This window comes from Shewanella frigidimarina NCIMB 400 (assembly GCF_000014705.1).
In the GTDB taxonomy this organism is placed as follows: Bacteria; Pseudomonadota; Gammaproteobacteria; order Enterobacterales; family Shewanellaceae; genus Shewanella; species Shewanella frigidimarina.
On sequence record NC_008345.1, the window covers coordinates 1,245,646 to 1,265,509 of the forward strand.

A 19,864-nucleotide genomic window follows, 5' to 3' on the forward strand; every position below is an offset into this window, starting at 1 on the left:
AATTTTATCAATTATTGATGTTTTCGTTTGGAGTAAGCTTCTTTAGCTTAACAATCACGTATTTTCCCCGTTAAGGATTTTGTTTGATGAATACCGGTTGGCCAAACTTTGTGGTCTTAGCAATCATGCTCACTGGATGCAGCTTTCAAGCTGATCGTCCCGCACCGGTAGATAGCTTATCGTCAAAAAATCATGGTCCTCGATATCATAAAGGCTCGTTAAAAAACGATAAATATAAAGTAAAGAAAGGCGATACACTTTATTCAATAGCTTGGGGAGCTGGGCGTAATTTTGTCGAAGTTGCTCGTTTGAATCGTTTATCGGCTCCTTATACTATTTATCCTGGGCAAACGCTTAATTTAGCGGCTACAAATAATAGTCAATCGGCACCAGCTCGAACATCCCAACCTTATGTTAATTCAGTGCAAACCCAAGCCGTCACTAAGCCCTATATATCGAGCTCAGATAGTTCTAAATTAAAAACAATCAAACCAGCAGCCACACCAAACCCAAGCCCAGTAGTCGTTTCGGCCAGAACGAAAAAAGATCTTGATCACAAAGTGAAGCCTGCGTATTCTGTAACAACTACCCAACAAACAATTAACCAAAGTGCGAGTAGTTCTGTTGTTAATTTGCCACAGCAAGTTCAGCAATGGCTCTGGCCAGTTAGAGGTCGAATAGTTGGATATTTTTCGGCATCAGAACAAGGCAATCAAGGTATAAAGATTGCTGGTAATCGCGGCGATATTATTAAAGCCGCAGCAGATGGGAGAGTCGTGTATGCCGGCAATGCACTGCGCGGGTACGGCAACTTAGTTATTATCAAGCACAATGATGATTTTTTAAGTGCTTATGCGCATGCCGACACGATATTGGTTAAAGAAAAGCAATATGTGAGTGCAGGACAAACAGTTGCAAAAATGGGCAGTACCGGGACACACCAAGTTATGCTTCACTTTGAAGTACGATTTCATGGTAAGTCTGTCAACCCATTACGATATCTACCTAAACAGTAATTGTTTAGCAACATAATTAACGGAGGATAAGCAAGTGAAGTAGATTAAATACCACAAATTAGGTTTGGGAGAGCAATTATGAGCCGCAAAAATAATACTGCTTCAGCAGAATGTCTTGTCGATCTAGCTAAACAACCACCAGAAGTTGCAACCGATAAACGCGATTTGGTGCAACAACTTGATATTGAAGAAAAAGTCCAAGATGACTTACAGAAAAATTTAGACGCTACTCAATTATATTTAGGTGAAATAGGTTTTTCTCCGCTACTGACAGCAGAGGAAGAAGTGTTTTTTTCACGTAAATCCCTCAAAGGATGCGAAAAGTCTCGCAACCGCATGATAGAAAGCAATCTCCGTCTTGTTGTTAAAATTTCCAGAAGATATAACAATCGTGGCTTAGCGCTGCTCGATCTTATCGAAGAAGGCAATTTAGGCTTGATTCGAGCGGTTGAAAAGTTTGATCCTGAGCGTGGTTTCCGTTTTTCCACTTATGCGACTTGGTGGATTAGACAAACCATTGAACGGGCAATAATGAACCAGACTCGTACTATTCGTTTACCGATTCATATTGTAAAAGAATTAAATGTGTACTTGCGGACAGCAAGACAGCTTGCCCAAAAGCTTGATCACGAACCTACAGCAGAAGAGATTGCCGAAAAATTAGATGTGTCTACCGGTGATGTCAGTCGTATGTTGAAGTTAAATGAAAGAATCACTTCGGTAGACTCGCCTCTCAGCGGCGATAATGAGAAGGCATTATTAGATGTTATTGCTGATGATGATTCCGTTGGCCCTGATTATCGGGTACAAAATGAAGATTTATCTAATTCGATAGTAGGCTGGTTAAATGAATTGAATACCAAACAGCGTGAAGTATTAGCGCGGCGTTTTGGTTTGCTCGGATATGAGCCTTCAACATTAGAAAATGTCGGTGCCGAAATTGGTCTAACACGTGAGCGTGTTCGTCAAATTCAAGTCGAAGCACTTAAACGTTTAAAAGACTTACTAGGGTCGCAAGGACTGTCAGTTGAAGCATTATTCAGAGACTAATGGATAGTGGAAGTATATTGTGAATATTAAGCGGTAGACTATCATCAACACACAAATGATATGTCATCGTTAATGTCTCAATAAGGTCAATTAAGGTGTTGCGATGTTCGGGTTAAAACCTATATGAGTATTTGTATTTTGACTCATGTGATTAGGTTTATCCCACTAATCGCCAACTTAATTTAAGCGTTGTGTAGTTGCAATTTGACGATATAACCTAGCTATTATTGATGGTGTTTTAATGCTATTAGTTCATTTCAACGTATTTTTAAAGTTGTTACTGAGACTGTTACTTGTTCGATGTAACACCTGATATGTCATTGAAATGGAAGCCTTTGCAGGCTTCCACAGTTCAAAAAAACACTTAAGCAGTTATTTTCGGCGCTAGGTGTTCGTGTGACTTAATCGCTTCAATTCATACAAATAATCTAAAGCCTGCTTCGGCGTCAACTCGTCTGGATTAATTTGGGCTAACTTTTCCAGTGCTAGTGATGGCTCTGGAATTGGAGGTAATAAGTTCATACTCACTTGAGTTGGATTCTGTTGAGATAATGTCATATCTCGGTTTTCCAGTTGATGAAGCTTATGTTTTGCCGCTTTAATGACGGAGGCCGGAACACCCGCTAGGGCTGCAACTTGTAGACCATAACTTTTACTTGCAGCACCTTCTTGTACCGAATGCATAAAGGCAATTGTGTCGTCGTGTTCTATTGCATCTAAATGCACATTAATTACTGACGGTAACAGCTCGGGCAATTGGGTTAACTCAAAATAATGAGTAGCAAATAATGTCAGGGCACTGACGTTTTTCGCAAGATATTCAGCAGCAGACCAAGCGAGTGCCAAACCATCATAGGTTGAGGTGCCGCGACCGATTTCGTCCATTAACACTAAACTGTTCGCAGTCGCATTATGTAAAATATTAGCTGTTTCGGTCATTTCAACCATGAAAGTTGACCGGCCTGATGCCAAATCATCTGATGCACCAATACGGGTAAAAATCCGGTCGATTTCACCAATTTGAGCATGGTCTGCTGGAACGAAACAGCCGATATGTGCCATTAATGTAATCAATGCTACTTGGCGCATATAGGTTGATTTACCGCCCATATTTGGGCCTGTAACAATAAGCATTTGGCGCTGTGGTGTTAATGCAACTGGGTTAGCAATAAACGCTGCTTGGCTAACTCGCTCAACGACAGGATGGCGGCCCGCTTCAATATTAATGCCAATGTCGTGGCTCATTTGTGGGCATTGATAATTAAATAACTCTGCTCGTTCGGCAAAGTTACTTAATATATCTAACTCGGCAGCAGCCGTTGCAAACTGCTGTAATTCTTGTAGTTTAGGTAACAACAAGTCAAACAGTTGTTCCCACAGTTGTTTTTCAAGCGCGAGTGCTTTGCCCTGGCTAGACAGTACTTTCTCTTCGTATTCTTTCAATTCTGGGGTGATATAACGTTCGGTGCCTTTGAGTGTTTGGCGGCGCTGATAGCTCAGTGGCACTCTATCTGACTGTAAACGGCTCACTTCAATATAGTAACCATGAACTCGGTTATAGCCGACTTTTAAGGTATTAATCCCTGTTTGTTGTTTCTCACGAGCTTCAAGTTCGACTAAATAATCACTGGCGCCTTCACTCAACTTGCGCCATTCATCTAACTCATTATTATAGCCAGTACGGATAACGCCACCATCACGAATTAACATGGGAGGGTTGTCTACAATAGCGCGTTCTAATAAATCGTGTTGTTCAGGAAATTCACCCAGTAATTGTACTAACGTGTTTAATCGAGGTTGTTGGCATATTGCTAATGTTTGCTGGATTTCAGGCAGAAGCGTTAGTGCTTGCTTTAAGCGTGAAAAATCACGTGGTCTGGCACTACGTAGTGCTAAACGAGCCATAATACGTTCGATATCACCTAAGCTTTTTAGTTGCTCATGTAACGTTTGATACAAATCTTGTTCAATCAGTTCACTGACCGCACTATGTCGATATTGAATTGTTTGACGATTGCGTAATGGCTCATGGATCCAACGTTGTAACATACGGCTACCCATAGGGGTGGCAGTATTATCCAATACCCATGCGAGAGTATTCTCCCGCCCACCAGATAAATTTTGAGTTAACTCTAAATTACGTCTGGTTGCGGCATCTAAAATAATTGATTCTGATTGATTAAAGCGCACAATCGAGTTGATATGTGGCAACGCCATCTTTTGGGTATCTTTGACATACTGCATTAAACAACCTGCAGCTTGTAACGCTAATCGTGCATCAGTAATTCCAAAACCGTGTAAATCTTTGGTGCCAAATTGATTGAGCAGTAAATTAATACAGGTGTCGTAGTCAAACTCCCACTCAGGGCGACGACGGATGCCTTTCATATTATTGATCAATAACATGTCAGTAAAATCTTCACTGTACAGTAGCTCAGCTGGATTAGTGCGTTGTAATTCGGCTTCTAAAGCTTCACGAGTGGGTAATTCAGCAACCACAAAACGACCTGATGAAATATCCAACGTCGCGTAACCAAAACCCGTTTTACCCTGATACAGTGCCGCCAGTAAATTGTCTTGTTTTTCTTGCAGTAAAGCTTCGTCGGTTAAGGTGCCAGGGGTCACAATACGCACCACTTGGCGTTCAACGGGCCCTTTCGATGTCGCTGGATCACCAATTTGCTCACAAATAGCCACAGACTGACCAATGTTAACTAATTTTGCTAAATAGCCTTCGACGGCGTGATATGGAATGCCTGCCATGGGAATCGGGTCTCCGCCGCTTTTTCCACGAGCCGTCAGTGAAATACCTAGCATTTCAGAAGCGCGTTTAGCGTCATCGTAAAACAGCTCATAAAAATCACCCATTCGATAAAACAATAACATATCAGGATGGGCCGCTTTTAAGCCCAAATACTGGCGCATCATCGGGGTGTGTTTTTCTAAATCGCTGGTATCAATCACTGTCATTATGAACACTTCACTATTAATCAATCGTAGGACGTAAATCTTATGGGGCTAATCTTAACAATATTTGTCCCCAGCGTATAAATAGATTCAAACAAAAAATTTTATGGGGATAAAATATTGATGTAAATAGGCAATTCTCAAAGGTTAAAAAAAAAATCAGCTCAGCACTTGATACTGTATGACTATACAGTATACTGATGAACATATTGAAATGATTCACATCACTTCACCTAAGTCGAAATAGCATTTTACTAAACGTATTGAATGCCTTAAGAGGGTTTTATAATGAAGGTTGATCCAAATAAAGAGAAAGCACTAGCCGCCGTTTTAAGCCAAATTGAAAAGCAATTTGGTAAAGGCTCAATTATGAAGTTGGGCGAAGATCGCACAATGGATGTTGAAACTATCTCTACCGGTTCGCTTTCATTGGATATCGCACTCGGTGCGGGCGGTTTGCCAATGGGACGTATCGTTGAAATTTACGGTCCAGAATCATCAGGTAAAACGACGTTAACTCTTGAAGTGATCGCCGCAGCGCAACGCGAAGGTAAAACCTGTGCGTTTATTGATGCAGAGCATGCTCTGGACCCTATTTATGCCAAAAAGCTAGGCGTAGATATTGATAACCTACTTTGTTCACAACCAGACACTGGTGAGCAAGCATTAGAAATTTGTGATGCGTTAACTCGTTCTGGTGCTGTAGACGTTATTGTGGTCGATTCTGTTGCGGCATTAACGCCAAAAGCTGAAATTGAAGGTGAAATTGGTGATTCACATATGGGCCTCGCCGCTCGTATGATGAGCCAAGCTATGCGTAAGCTGGCTGGTAATCTTAAGCAATCAAATACTTTGCTTATTTTTATTAACCAAATTCGCATGAAAATTGGTGTGATGTTTGGTAGTCCAGAAACTACCACCGGTGGTAATGCACTAAAGTTCTACGCTTCAGTACGTTTAGATATTCGTCGTACCGGTGCCATTAAAGACGGTGACGAAGTTGTCGGTAATGAAACTCGCGTCAAAGTGGTTAAAAACAAAATTGCGGCTCCGTTTAAGCAAGCGGAATTCCAAATCCTTTATGGACAAGGTATTAACCGTACCGGTGAGTTAGTCGATTTAGGCGTTGCTCATAAATTAGTTGATAAAGCGGGCGCTTGGTATAGCTACAAAGGCGAAAAAATTGGTCAAGGCCGTGCTAACGCAGGTAAGTTCTTGACTGAGAATCCAGTCATTGCTAGCGAAATTAATACCACTTTACGTGCTATGTTATTGAATGGTGGTGCTAATTCATCAGATTCAAAAACAGAAAGTGATGAGAATATTGACCTTGAAACTGGCGAAGTGTTTTAAACTAGCCAGTCAGTTACCTCTATCGCGGTAGCGCATGTTGCGCGCCGCGAATATTCCCCTAAAATCTTCAGACATTTATACCGCGAATAACTTCACAGCTAAAAACTACACCGCTTAATCATTGATATACTCAAAAATTCATGTACTCGTTATTGTGAGTTTCAGCCGTTGTTATGACATCGTTGTTACTCTACATTACTTTTAGTAAGCTTAAGCTACCTTAATGTAAAACGTATTAACTTGTTTATATTCAATATCTAAGCGCTTGGTATTTAGTATTTAGCGTGTGAAATCAAATCCTGCAATAAACTACCTGCTAGATCTGCTGTTATCTCATATATTTTTAAAGCTAGTTTATTCCTATCCAAGACTGTTGTTTTATCGTAATAGTTAATAGCGGCTAATTATTCGAATCAATTAAACTGAATTTAGATCATTTTATATTTGAAGAGTAATCCGGCACTCGATAAAAACCATTATTGCTAACCAGCCTGTCCACCTCAATATTTGTTTTGCTAAATTAAGCAAATTGACAGGCAATAAATAGCCTATTGTCAGTTAACCCAATGCGGTTAGTAGGGCAGGAGGTTGTTTGAGAAGCGTTTATTACCCAGACTTATGCTACTTAAGCTTAGTCAATGAGACAGCTTATTAATAACTATTATTATCGGTTTCTGCGAAGAGGATAATCGAGTCACTCATCTCGCACATTGACGTAAATTCAGTATATAATGCTTACATTTACAGGCTTGCATGCCAAGCTCGTTACTTTCGTATTTTCTATATTCAGGGCCATTTCATGTTTCAGACTACAGCAGAGTTAAGAAGCGCTTTTTTAAAGTACTTTGAAGATAACGGACATCAGGTTGTTGATAGCAGCTCGCTTGTTCCCACAAATGACCCAACACTGTTATTCACCAATGCGGGTATGAACCAGTTTAAAGATGTGTTCCTCGGCATGGATAAACGCAATTACACTCGAGCGACAACATCTCAACGTTGTGTGCGCGCGGGTGGCAAACATAACGATTTAGATAACGTGGGTTATACCGCTCGTCACCATACTTTCTTTGAAATGTTAGGTAACTTTAGTTTCGGTGATTATTTCAAAGAAGATGCAATTCGTTTTGCATGGACCTTTTTAACTGAAACGCTCAAGCTGCCAAAAGAACGCCTCTGCGTGACTATTTATGAAACCGATGATGAAGCATATGATCTTTGGACTCAAAAAATAGGTGTGCCAGCAGAAAACATGATCCGCATTGGTGATAATAAAGGCGGAGCTTTTGCGTCAGATAACTTCTGGCAGATGGGTGATACCGGTCCTTGTGGTCCTTGTAGTGAGATTTTCTACGACCATGGCGATCATATATGGGGTGGCCGCCCAGGTACGCCTGAAGAAGACGGTGATCGCTTTATTGAAATTTGGAACATTGTCTTTATGCAGTACAACCGTCAAGCCGACGGTGAAATGTTGCCATTGCCAAAACCTTCTGTTGATACAGGTATGGGTATTGAGCGAATTGCTGCGATTATGCAAGGCGTGCATTCAAACTACGAAATCGATATTTTTAAACAACTTATTGCCAAAACTGCTGAAATTATCGGTGTAACTGATTTAGAAAATAAATCTCTGCGTGTTATTGCTGACCACATTCGTTCATGTGCATTTTTAATTGCTGATGGTGTAATGCCATCAAATGAAGGTCGTGGTTATGTGTTGCGTCGTATTATTCGTCGCGCAGTTCGCCATGGTAACAAGCTTGGCGCTAATGACGCATTTTTCTACAAACTTGTGCCAACACTTATTAGCGTAATGGGCGATGCCGCCATTGGCTTAAAACAAACTCAAGCTATTGTTGAAAAAGCCTTAAAAGCGGAAGAGGAGCAGTTTGCTCGCACTCTTGAGCGCGGTTTAGTTATTTTAGATGGCGCATTGAATAGCTTGCAAGGTGATACTTTAGACGGCGACACCTTATTTAAACTTTATGACACCTATGGCTTCCCTGTTGATTTAACTGCAGATGTTTGTCGTGAACGTGATATTAACGTTGATGAAGCTGGCTTTGAGTCTGCAATGGCTGAACAAAGAAGCCGTGCACAAGCTGCAGGTAACTTTGGTGCTGATTATAATAGCCAATTAATTATCGACGCAGAAACCGCATTCAGTGGTTATACAGAGTTAACTGGTCAGCCTAATGTGATTGCTTTATATGTTGACGGTAAAGCGGTTGATACCGTGAAAGCGGGTCAGGATGCCGTAGTAGTATTAGACAATACTCCATTTTATGCAGAATCTGGTGGGCAGGTTGGTGATAAAGGCCTGCTGACAGCAGATGGTGTAGTATTTACCGTTGCAGACACTCAAAAATTTGGTCCAGCTACAGGTCACCAAGGTCAACTAGCTCAAGGTCAGTTAGTGATCGGGCAACAGTTAACCGCGCAGGTGGATAAAAAGTTACGCCATCGTACGCAATTGAATCATTCTGTTACTCACTTATTGCATGCTGCATTACGTCAAGTGTTAGGCTCACATGTGTCTCAAAAGGGTTCACTTGTTAATCCTGAACGCTTACGCTTTGACTTTGCTCATTTTGAAGCGGTTAAGCCATCAGAATTGAAAGCTGTTGAAGACTTGGTTAACACCCAAATTCGTCGCAACCATGAACTTTGTACCGCCGAAATGGCCATTGATGAAGCCAAAGAAAAAGGTGCAATGGCATTATTTGGTGAGAAATACGATGACCAAGTACGTGTTGTCACTATGGGGGATTTCTCTATCGAACTGTGTGGTGGTACTCACGTTGGCCGCACTGGTGATATTGGTTTATTTAAAATTACTTCTGAGAATGGCATTGCCGCAGGAGTACGTCGTATTGAAGCTGTTACGGGGATTGCTGCAATGGCTTATATTGCCGAGCAGCAAGCCATGTTAGATGAAGCTGCACAACTACTGAAGTCCGATAGTGCTTCAGTTGTGGTCAAGTTAAAAGCTCAGCTAGATAAAGTGAAGCAATTAGAAAAAGATTTATCCCAATTAAAAGATAAGTTAGCTGCTGCGGCCAGTGCCGATATGGCAGGTGATGCGGTAGAAATTAATGGTGTTAAACTTTTAGTTAAACAGCTTGATGGTATTGATCCTGGTTCACTTCGTGGATTACAAGATGAGCTGAAGCAAAAGTTAAAATCTGCGATTATTGTGCTAGGTACTGCTAAAGACGGTAAAGTTAATTTAATTGCTGGTGTCAGCAACGATTTAACCAAAAAGGTCAAAGCGGGTGAGTTAGTTGCAATGGTTGCACAACATGTTGGCGGTAAGGGCGGTGGACGTCCTGATATGGCACAAGCTGGTGGAACTCAGCCTGAGAATTTAGCCGCAGCATTAGCCCTTGTAGAGCCCTGGGTAAACGAACGTTTAAGTTAATGAAATCTGTAGATTAGCGTTTTTTTTGGCAATTGAGTCATAAAGTCTAAGATATGCGACTTTATGACTTGAGTGCTATGAGTAGATTTGGCATAGTGAACTAACTTGCTAACAGTAAAAGCGTTTAAAGGGTTGCAAGCGTTGGGCAATGCTTACTATTGTACTTGTGTAGTACTTTAATATTGTATTGGTTTTCAATTCCTGTCGTTTTTGTTATTGGTTTGCCGTATTGGATTGTTTAGCTACTGAATCTTATATCGTGAATGTGATTAATTTACGGTTATTCTCGTTTTAAAAGACGACTAATCGTCAAGTTTTATGATTTCCTAAGAGAATTTGCTTTATAAACTGATGTATTCAGAAATTGATACTATGATTTTATGTAAAGCAGACCTTATAATGAGCGCATATTACGGATAAAGCGTGTTATGCAGATTGAACTTAAAGGAGCAATCGAATGCTAATTTTGACTCGTCGAGTAGGCGAAACATTAATGATCGGTGATGAAGTCACCGTTACTGTGCTAGGTGTTAAAGGTAATCAGGTACGTATTGGTGTAAATGCACCTAAAGAAGTATCTGTTCACCGTGAAGAGATCTACCAACGTATTCAATCTGAGAAGTCAGGAACCCCTTCTGAAGGTGGTAATTACTAATTTCGGCAGATTATGTCGATATCATTAAGCCAGCATTTGCTGGCTTTTTTGTTTTTTACATTACGGTATATTACCGTAATGCTTAATCAGTCCTTATTCGTTAAATTCTATTCGGCATTTTTACTGTCATCAAAAAGCTATTTGTGCGGTGAATTCAATCGAAAGACCAGCTAGTTAAGTGTGATTTCACGGGGTAGCCTCAAATTTAGACCCAAATTCAAATAATAACGGGTCAATTTGAATATGAGTGACCCGTTATTATTCTAACGTTTATCGCTTGACCCATCTGTTATTCTGCGTTGAGGTTACATTAGTTGTAGCTTAGAGCACCTCACCGCTTCAATTTAAGCTTGTTAGAGTAAGTAGGACTATTTCCCTTTAAGTTGATGCAAGGTTGAAGTGAAATGAATGAGGCTCTCACAAGACGATTTCAGCACACTTATTAAGTTTGTTGAATGCATCTATAAGGGATTTGTCATTATATTTGTTATCCGTCTGATGCATTTAGTTAAGTTAGTGTTGAATGATCACAGGATGCTATTTGTAGTTAACAATCAGTACTAAGCCATTTTCTTTAAACGTATATTCATTTAAGTTTGGATCATTCAGTCTGATTCTAGCGTTGTAATTGTTGAACACTACAAATTCATCGTAAGCTCATGCAAGTCAAAGCAGATAAACATCTTCAAAATGGCTTTATGTTGCCATTTTCTATTACTTAATATGATGTGGAATTGTCATTGGGAGTATAAATTGTCCAATTGAGGAGGTTAAGTTGTTTAAATCAACGATGCCTTTAAAGATCTCTTTGGAGAAAAACCTTAAAACGCTTGTCGGATGAACCGAGGTTTAATGAGATTATGTCTGTAAATTAAAAAGAATATTCATCAAAAAACGACTGTTTTCATCAAGATTTGAGTCTATTATCTCCAATGTGCTTAAAAACACTCCAAATGAAGTTAGGTTTCCTAAAAAGGGTTTGACTTATTTTCATCAAACAGTAATATGTGCGCCAAGAAACGGAGAGGTGGCCGAGTGGCCGAAGGCGCTCCCCTGCTAAGGGAGTATGGGCTTTAAATCCCATCGAGGGTTCGAATCCCTCCTTCTCCGCCATTTCTTACAATAGATATACGATGCGGATGTAGCTCAGCTGGATAGAGTACCTGGCTACGAACCAGGCGGTCGGAGGTTCGACTCCTCCCATCCGCACCATTATCTATTAAAGTGTTAAACATGAATGCGCGTGTAGCTCAGCTGGATAGAGTACCTGGCTACGAACCAGGCGGTCGGAGGTTCGACTCCTCCCACGCGCACCATTTCATGTTTCACTAAAACCCAATTTATGCGCGTGTAGCTCAGCTGGATAGAGTACCTGGCTACGAACCAGGCGGTCGGAGGTTCGACTCCTCCCACGCGCACCATATATTGCGGAGAGGTGGCCGAGTGGCCGAAGGCGCTCCCCTGCTAAGGGAGTATGGGCTTTAAATCCCATCGAGGGTTCGAATCCCTCCTTCTCCGCCATTCATTAAGTAACGTCGCGCACTTAACATGCAGACGATAGCAATATTTATGAATGGCTTGTTTTACCGATTTTGCGCGTGTAGCTCAGCTGGATAGAGTACCTGGCTACGAACCAGGCGGTCGGAGGTTCGACTCCTCCCACGCGCACCATAATACAAAAGCCCTGCATCAATGCAGGGCTTTTTTTTTGCTTAATTTTCATTGTCTTTCTCATCTTACTGCAACCGCTTTATCTCATAAAAGTTGATTTTCACATCTTTATTCACTTATTACTCATGTCATGTTTAATCATCTATTTCATCAATTTGTTAAACTAATAGAGTGTGAGTAATTTTTATCATTGAATTATTAATTTGTTATTTTAAAAGTGAATATAGTGATTTTATTGATGATTCATCAGATTATTGCCATTTTTTTTGTGTTTTATTGATTTTTCATAATTAGATTTCTTTATTTTGGTAAGACCAATTTACAAAAAGATAGCATTGTTGTTGTAAATTGTTTATATTTTGTGACAGGATTTTAGGTTTACAGCCTCTTTTTGTTGTTTTTACAATGAAATAAAACTTCGTTGAATAATCGTTGAGTTTGAATATTTATGCTTTTTGAATAGCTCGAATTATTTATGTGGTCGTTAACAATATTGTTATCTTGGTGCACGTTATGTGACATCGCACCATGATCGCACATTGAGAGACGGTACATAATAGTCAACGCATTGGTTTGATGTTTAACAGATAAAGTGAGGACACATGACATCGATATCTGAGCAGTTATCCGATGCGCTAGGCATCATGGTAATGGGCATGGGCTTAGTATTTATTTTTTTGAGTATCTTAATCATCGGCATTGGCATTGTTGCCAAGCTTTTTCCGCCCCCTGTAGAGGTTCCTACGCTAGCGACAGTAAGTTCTAATGCAACTGAACCTACTGTTTTAGACCCTAAGTTGGTTGCCGCTATTACCTCTGCGATACATCAATACCGCGCGAAATAAATTTGGAGTCATTATGAGCAAGCCGTTAGCATTAACCGATGTCGTCCTGCGTGACGCACACCAATCATTATTGGCAACACGTTTACGTATTGACGATATGTTACCCATCGCACCGTTATTAGACAAAGTCGGATTCTGGTCACTCGAGTCTTGGGGGGGCGCTACTTTTGATTCATGCATTCGATATTTAGGCGAAGATCCATGGGATCGTATTCGCGAATTGAAAAAAGCCATGCCTAATACTCCGCAACAAATGTTGCTTCGAGGTCAGAATTTATTGGGTTATAGACATTATGCCGATGATGTCGTTACGCGTTTTGTTGAACGAGCTCATACCAATGGCGTTGATGTATTTCGTATCTTCGATGCAATGAACGATGTACGTAACCTTGAAACAGCGGTTAAAGCGGTTAAAAACGTGGGCGGCCACGCCCAAGGTACCATTTCATTTACCACTAGCCCTGTTCACAACGTTGATACTTGGGTTGATATGGCTAAACGCCTAGAAGACATGGGCGCAGACTCTTTATGTATTAAAGATATGGCGGGTTTACTTAAGCCAATGCAAGCTTACGACCTTATTAGTCGATTAAAATCACAAACGGATTTAATGGTGTCAATGCATTGTCATGCCACAACGGGCCTAAGCAACGCTACATATCAAAAAGCGATTGAAGCGGGTGTTGATGTGCTTGATACCGCAATATCCTCAATGAGCCAAACCTACGGCCACAGCGCTACCGAAACGTTAGTCGCAATGGTTGAAGATACCGACAGAGCAACAGGTTACGATATGGTGTTGCTAGAAGAAATAGCAGCCTATTTTCGTGAAGTACGTAAAAAATACGTCCGTTTTGAAGGTGCATTGAAGGGCATTGATTCACGTATTTTACGTGCTCAAGTACCTGGTGGCATGCTAACCAATATGGAAAATCAATTAAAAGAGCAGGGCGCAGCAGACAAAATGGATGCCGTGCTTGAAGAGATCCCACGGGTACGCGCAGATCTTGGCTTCTTACCTTTAGTTACGCCTACCTCGCAAATTGTAGGTTCACAGTCAGTGATCAACGTGCTGATGGGTGAGCGTTACAAGTCGATGACCAAAGAGACCGAAGGCGTACTAAAAGGCGAATATGGTGCGACGCCAGCACCTGTTAATGCCGAACTACAAGCCCGAGTGTTAAAAGGCGAGCAGCCTATTACGTGTCGTCCAGCCGATTTAATTGCACCAGAACTTGATAAATTACGTGTAGAGCTTGCAGAAGCAGCCAAAGAGCAGGGCTTTAGCTTAGCTGCAGAACAAGATGACGATGTAATGACTTACGCGTTATTCAATCAAATTGGTCTTAAGTTTCTTAAAAATCGCGGTAATCCGGATGCGTTTGAACCTGTCCCAAGTGCAGATGATTTACAAGTGAAAGTCGATAAAGGCCCACAAACCTATACCGTCGATGTCGATGGTCAACATTTTGTGGTCGAAGTGAGTGAAGGTGGTGAGATCGGCCATATCGCGCCAGCATCAGCAGCACCTATTGTGGCAGCGTCTGCAACGGTCGCCTCAGCGCCAACGGGTGAGATTAAATGCACCATGGCCGCGCCGTTATCGGGCAATATTTTCAAAGTATTAGTCAATAATGGTCAAGCGGTTAAAACAGGTGAAGTGATCATCATCCTCGAAGCCATGAAAATGGAAACCGAAATTCGTGCTCAACAAGATGGTGTTGTAACTCAGTTAGCGGTTAAGCAGGGTGACAGTGTAACTGTAGGTTCAACATTGTTATCACTAGCATAAGAGGTCGAAATGGAAGGATTATTGGCTTTTTGGGCTGAAACGGGTGTCGCTAACTTTACTGGTGGCCAACTGTTAATGATGGCTGTGGGTTGTTTATTGTTATTTCTAGCGATAATTAAAGGATTTGAGCCGTTATTGTTATTACCTATTGGATTTGGTGCCATATTAGCCAACATTCCTAATGCAGGTTTTACCGACGAAGGTGGCTTACTGTATTACGCTTATCATGTCGGGATTGAGACTGGGGTGTTCCCATTGCTTATCTTCATGGGTGTTGGTGCATTAACTGATTTTGGGGCACTCATTGCTAATCCTAAAACATTATTGTTAGGCGCAGCGGCACAATTTGGGATTTTCTCAACCTTAATTGGTGCTATTGCCTTAAATTGGGTGCCTGGGTTTGAGTTTAGTATGCAAGATGCTGCGGCTATTGCCATTATTGGTGGCGCAGATGGTCCGACGGCGATTTTCTTAGCCTCTAAACTGGCGCCTGAATTGTTAGGGGCGATTGCCGTTGCTGCATATTCATACATGGCGTTAGTGCCATTAATTCAGCCGCCGATCATGAAACTGCTCACTACCAAAGCAGAACGTGAAATTAAAATGGAACAATTGCGTGAAGTCAGTAAGAAAGAGAAAATTATCTTTCCACTGATGGTATTAGGGTTAACCATTTTATTTTTACCCGCAGCAACCCCATTAATTGGTATGTTCTGTTTGGGCAATTTAATGCGCGAATCGGGTGTGGTGGATCGTTTATCGAAAACGGCACAAAATGAATTAATCAACATAGTGACGATCTTTTTAGGTCTTGCTGTTGGGTCTAAGCTCTCAGCAGATCAATTTTTGCGTATCGAAACGCTAGGTATTTTAATCCTTGGCGCGGTTGCGTTTAGTATTGGTACTGCTTCAGGGGTATTGATGGCTAAATTAATGAGTAAGCTCTCTGGCGGAAAAATTAACCCGCTTATTGGCGCCGCTGGCGTTTCTGCTGTACCAATGGCTGCACGTGTGGTTAATAAGGTTGGTTTAGAGGCTAACAACCAAAACTTCTTACTCATGCATGCCATGGGGCCTAACGTTGCAGGTGTGCTAGGTAGTGCCGTTGCTGCTGGTGTCTTGTTGGCAGTATTAGGCTAGGGTTTTATTGGATTACTTTAAAAGCCAATGCATCCGCATTGGCTTTTTTGTTTTTGCTGTTGACTCAAACCGTCTATGCAATTGAATCACTGGGCATAATAATGATCATTTTTACTATTAAGTCAAAATAGAGATCACATTCTAATCGTTATGCTAAGTCTCGAATCTATGATTATGTGAACTCGATTATCTATTATAAATAACAAGCATCTAAAATGCAGGATAAGTCACAGCAACACATATATTAAGTCGTTAAAGTTATTAACATCAGTTTGCTCGTCGCACTTTCCCGCTCACTGAGCATGTAGATAACTTAAATAATAATAGGATTTATGATGAATAAAAAACTGCTTGCGAGTCAAGTTGCAGATAAGTTTTGCCCAAATTTTGTATCGAGCAAAAAATGTGCATTATCAATATTAACCTGTTCGCTATTACTGGCTATGGGCAGTACCTATGCTGCAGACAGTCAAGTTAACTCAATTGCCGATGCCATAACTCAAGGTTCAGCAAACGTAGATTTAAATTTACGTTATGAATCAGTCGATCAAGACAACGCACTAAAAGATGCTGATGCGCTAACATTGCGTACTCGTTTAACGTTTGCTACAGCAGAATATTATGGATTAACAGCATTGGTTGAGTTTGAAGACTCGCGTAATTTGGCTGGTGTAAATGATTATAACGACGCGATTGGTAATAATGGCGCGTACTCAGTTATTGCAGATCCTGAAACAACTGAATTAGACCAAGCTTTCCTACAATATAAGCGTGATGCTTTTACAGCTAAAGTTGGTCGTCAAGTGATCGCACTTGATAACATGCGTTTTTTAGGGCACGTAGGTTGGCGTCAAGATCGTCAAACATTCGATGCTGTCACTATGCAATATGCGATGAATGACTTTAGCGTTGATTATGGTTACATCTACAAGCGCAACCGTATTTTTGCTGAAGTAAAAGACATTGATTCAAAAGATCACATTATCAATGCGTCTTATAACTTAGGTTTTGGTAAGTTAAGTGCTTACGGCTATTTACTCGAAGAAGATACCAATCTTGATAACGGTATCGACACTTATGGCTTACGTTTTGCTGGCGCCAAAGATTTAGACAAAATCAAATTACTTTATACGTTAGAATACGCCACACAAGATGCAGATACTGCAACAACCTCTTATTCAGCTGACTACTTGTTAGGTGAAGTGGGTGTTGGGTTTAGCGGATTAACGTTCAAGCTAGGTTACGAGCAGCTGGGGTCTGACAATGGCGAATATGGTTTTGCTACACCGCTTGCCACGTTACACGCGTTCAATGGCTGGTCTGATCAATTCTTAGGAACACCTGCACAAGGTCTTGTTGATACTTATATTTCTGTAGGCGGCAGCGTTGTCGGCGGTAATTGGGCATTGGCTTATCATGATTTTGAAGCTGACGAATCAAGCGCAACAGTTAATGATTTAGGCGACGAAATTGACGCAGTATTCAGTTTGCCTATTAATAACAACTACACTGTAGGAGTTAAATATGCTGCTTACTCAGCGGGCGATGCGAGTGCTGGTAAAGTTGATACTGACAAAGTATGGCTTTGGGCAAACGCTAAATTTTAATGTTGCCTAATAATAAAAAAGCGAGTATCAAATGATACTCGCTTTTTTATTTCATTTTTGCACTTTATGGTTCAGTCATCGTTATGACGCGACTTGCTCAACTGGTTTTTCATCTGAATAAAACTGCTCTACGTCCAATTGGCCTTCCGATTTACCAATCACAACCGCAGTCATCATATCGCCAGTCACGTTAGTTGCCGTGCGGATCATATCAATAATACGGTCTATGGCAGCGATGAAGGCAATACCTTCTAGAGGTAAGCCTATCACGCCCAAAGTGACAGTTAACATCACCATCGCACTACCAGGAACTCCTGCTGTGCCGACAGACGCTACCGTTGCCGTTACCGCAATCAACATGTAGTCCGTCATATCAAGCGGAATACCGTAAATTTGCGCAATAAAAATGGCCGCAATAGCAGGATAAATACCGCCACAACCGTCCATGTTCATAGTTGCGCCGAGTGGCAGTACAAAAGCACTGTAACGTTTCGATACGCCCATTGCTTCAGTACTACGTGTGCTGGCAGGTAAAGTACCAAAGCTTGATGCGGTACTAAAGGCCACAATTTGAGCCGGCATGGCTTTACGGAAAAATTGCAGTGGACTTAAACCCGCAGCAAATTTAACTAAACCGCCATACACAAAGATAATATGAATTAACGCGGCAATATAAATCGCAATAATAAACTTACCCAATGGTAATAATGTACTTAAGCCATACTCGCCCACAACCCAAGCCATTAAACCAAATACACCAATAGGTGTCAGTTTTAATACCATACGCGTTAGTTGAAACATCACTTCAGCGCCAGCTTCAATCACGTTTTTAAGCGGTGCTGCTTTCTCGCCCACAGCATTAATGGCAATGCCAATTAACGCGGCAAAGACAATAATTTGAAGCACATTGCCGTCGGCTAATGAGGCAAACGGATTCACCGGGATCATATTGAGTAATACCTGAGCAAAGCCTGGAATATCACGTTCGCGAACTTCTGATGTGGCTAAGGCTAGGTTACCGCCCATGTCGATAAGGCTGCCGACAGTTAAACCAATAAATGAAGCAATGGTGCCGGTAAACATAAACATGGCTAAAGTTTTAAAACTTAAGCGCTTTAAATTACCTTGTGAGCCCAGCGAGGTAATGCTCACCACAATGGCACAAAATACCAAAGGGGCAACCAGCATTTTAATGGCACTGATAAACAGATCGCCAAGAGGCTTTAACATCACGGCTGACTCGCCTAATCCGACGCCGGTGAGCGTTCCTAAAACAAAACCTGCAATGACTTTCTGCCAAAAAGGGATGCGTTTGAGCGTTTGCAATATCATGAAAGTTCCAAATTATGTCATTGTGACGTCGCTAAATCTGATTAGGCAACATCGTTGTACGTAACTCATTATGTTCATTAATGAGTGATTAATTACTTAAAAGCTAAACCCTACAATGGCGATGTGTTGCGGTATTTCGGTTTAGTTTCTTATGGCTATGCGTGGTATTTACGCTAAATAATGCCTTAATAAACCCGCTGAGGTTAATAAATATTAATCGCATTGTATGAAGTGAGCGAATGACAAACAACGTTATTTTATTATAACTTATATGAATAACTGAGTTTGTTATTATAACTTTAAATTTTTTTACTATTTATTAACGAATTCGCGCTGTTGTTGCTCAATTTTTGTATATTGAGTTGGGGTAACCTTGCATATTTACGTAACAATGAACTGTATCGACATTATGTCTAAGTTGCGATTGAGATAATCGTGAGTGGTCTTTAGGGGTTACCGCGTTCAATATCTTCATATTGTGCTGTGCAGATATTCATTGTGAAGGTACGATAAAAATAAAATGAATAGTCATTGGAATGAATATGCTAGTGCACATTAAGATCTATCGATGACGAGTTTATGGTTAATGTTCAGCGGCGCCTTTTTGGCTGCAACACTGTTGCCTGGCGGCTCAGAAGTGTTACTGGTGGCATTACTTAATCAAACGCCATCTTTATGGTTCGAATTATTGATACTGGCCACTATTGGTAATACGCTTGGTGCGATAACCAGTTATGGTCTTGGTCGAGCAGGGCGGTTAGCCAAAAATCCACAAGATATTCAACGTCGACAATACCGCTATGCACTCGCATGGATAGAAAAATATGGTATGTGGGCCCTATTATTATCTTGGTTACCGATAATCGGTGATTTGCTATGTTTACTGGCGGGATGGTTAAAAATACCTATCTTACCAGCCTCATTATTTATGTTTATGGGTAAATTATTACGTTATAGCGTCATTGTATTGCTGATGACGTATACGTTTGAGTATTGATACCGCGTTACTTTT

General features: G+C 41.0%; 12 protein-coding genes and 6 tRNA genes. 16 read left to right on the top strand and 2 right to left on the bottom strand.

What is annotated here, in order from left to right; translation table 11 throughout:
- Window positions 1-83 precede the first annotated feature (83 nt).
- Both SFRI_RS05445 and rpoS read left to right on the top strand, forming a co-directional pair.
- Window positions 84-1,016: a peptidoglycan DD-metalloendopeptidase family protein gene (locus tag SFRI_RS05445; protein WP_041412825.1), complete on the top strand. Its 933-nt coding sequence runs from the start codon at window positions 84-86 to the stop codon at window positions 1,014-1,016.
- Between the two features lie 78 nt (window positions 1,017-1,094).
- Window positions 1,095-2,066, top strand: a complete 972-nt coding sequence (gene rpoS / locus SFRI_RS05450) for an RNA polymerase sigma factor RpoS (protein WP_011636534.1) — start codon at window positions 1,095-1,097, stop codon at window positions 2,064-2,066.
- Between the two features lie 384 nt (window positions 2,067-2,450).
- Here rpoS and mutS read toward each other — a convergent pair whose 3' ends face one another.
- Entirely contained in the window at window positions 2,451-5,036 is a 2,586-nt protein-coding gene (mutS, locus tag SFRI_RS05455) for a DNA mismatch repair protein MutS (RefSeq protein WP_011636535.1), read from the bottom strand.
- A 285-nt stretch (window positions 5,037-5,321) separates the two neighbouring features.
- Between mutS and recA the strand changes: the two genes are divergently transcribed.
- The 13 genes from recA to SFRI_RS05520 all read left to right on the top strand — a co-directional run bounded on the left by recA (window position 5,322) and on the right by SFRI_RS05520 (window position 17,520).
- Window positions 5,322-6,386 carry a recombinase RecA gene (gene recA, locus SFRI_RS05460; RefSeq protein ID WP_011636536.1) on the top strand — a complete coding sequence of 355 codons (1,065 nt, stop codon included), beginning with the start codon at window positions 5,322-5,324 and terminating at the stop codon, window positions 6,384-6,386.
- A 799-nt stretch (window positions 6,387-7,185) separates the two neighbouring features.
- Window positions 7,186-9,810, top strand: a complete 2,625-nt coding sequence (alaS, locus tag SFRI_RS05465; RefSeq protein WP_011636537.1) for an alanine--tRNA ligase — start codon at window positions 7,186-7,188, stop codon at window positions 9,808-9,810.
- Between the two features lie 457 nt (window positions 9,811-10,267).
- A complete protein-coding gene (gene csrA / locus SFRI_RS05470; protein ID WP_011636538.1) occupies window positions 10,268-10,465 on the top strand; it encodes a carbon storage regulator CsrA in 198 nt (65 codons plus the stop codon).
- A gap of 1,021 nt (window positions 10,466-11,486) precedes the next feature.
- A tRNA-Ser gene (locus SFRI_RS05475) sits at window positions 11,487-11,578 on the top strand.
- Between the two features lie 22 nt (window positions 11,579-11,600).
- A tRNA-Arg gene (locus SFRI_RS05480) sits at window positions 11,601-11,677 on the top strand.
- A gap of 27 nt (window positions 11,678-11,704) precedes the next feature.
- Window positions 11,705-11,781, top strand: a tRNA-Arg gene (locus SFRI_RS05485).
- A 28-nt stretch (window positions 11,782-11,809) separates the two neighbouring features.
- A tRNA-Arg gene (locus SFRI_RS05490) sits at window positions 11,810-11,886 on the top strand.
- A gap of 8 nt (window positions 11,887-11,894) precedes the next feature.
- Window positions 11,895-11,986: transfer RNA gene (locus tag SFRI_RS05495), tRNA-Ser, on the top strand.
- A gap of 73 nt (window positions 11,987-12,059) precedes the next feature.
- A tRNA-Arg gene (locus SFRI_RS05500) sits at window positions 12,060-12,136 on the top strand.
- A gap of 602 nt (window positions 12,137-12,738) precedes the next feature.
- On the top strand, window positions 12,739-12,981 hold the full coding sequence (locus SFRI_RS05505; protein ID WP_011636539.1) for an OadG family transporter subunit: 243 nt from the start codon (window positions 12,739-12,741) through the stop codon (window positions 12,979-12,981).
- Between the two features lie 13 nt (window positions 12,982-12,994).
- Complete coding sequence (gene oadA / locus SFRI_RS05510) at window positions 12,995-14,773, top strand: sodium-extruding oxaloacetate decarboxylase subunit alpha (protein WP_011636540.1); 1,779 nt, start codon at window positions 12,995-12,997, stop codon at window positions 14,771-14,773.
- 9 nt (window positions 14,774-14,782) lie between these two features.
- Entirely contained in the window at window positions 14,783-15,913 is a 1,131-nt protein-coding gene (locus SFRI_RS05515) for a sodium ion-translocating decarboxylase subunit beta (protein ID WP_011636541.1), read from the top strand.
- Window positions 15,914-16,356: 443 nt separating this feature from the next.
- On the top strand, window positions 16,357-17,520 hold the full coding sequence (locus SFRI_RS05520; RefSeq protein ID WP_049763571.1) for an alginate export family protein: 1,164 nt from the start codon (window positions 16,357-16,359) through the stop codon (window positions 17,518-17,520).
- Window positions 17,521-17,601: 81 nt separating this feature from the next.
- On the opposite strand, the gene SFRI_RS05525 is transcribed toward SFRI_RS05520, so the two are convergent.
- The gene (locus SFRI_RS05525; RefSeq protein WP_011636543.1) at window positions 17,602-18,852 is read right to left on the bottom strand and encodes a dicarboxylate/amino acid:cation symporter; all 1,251 of its coding nucleotides are present in this window, start codon (window positions 18,850-18,852) and stop codon (window positions 17,602-17,604) included.
- Window positions 18,853-19,420: 568 nt separating this feature from the next.
- Between SFRI_RS05525 and SFRI_RS05530 the strand changes: the two genes are divergently transcribed.
- A complete protein-coding gene (locus SFRI_RS05530; RefSeq protein WP_011636544.1) occupies window positions 19,421-19,849 on the top strand; it encodes a YqaA family protein in 429 nt (142 codons plus the stop codon).
- The last annotated feature ends 15 nt before the right edge of the window (window positions 19,850-19,864 follow it).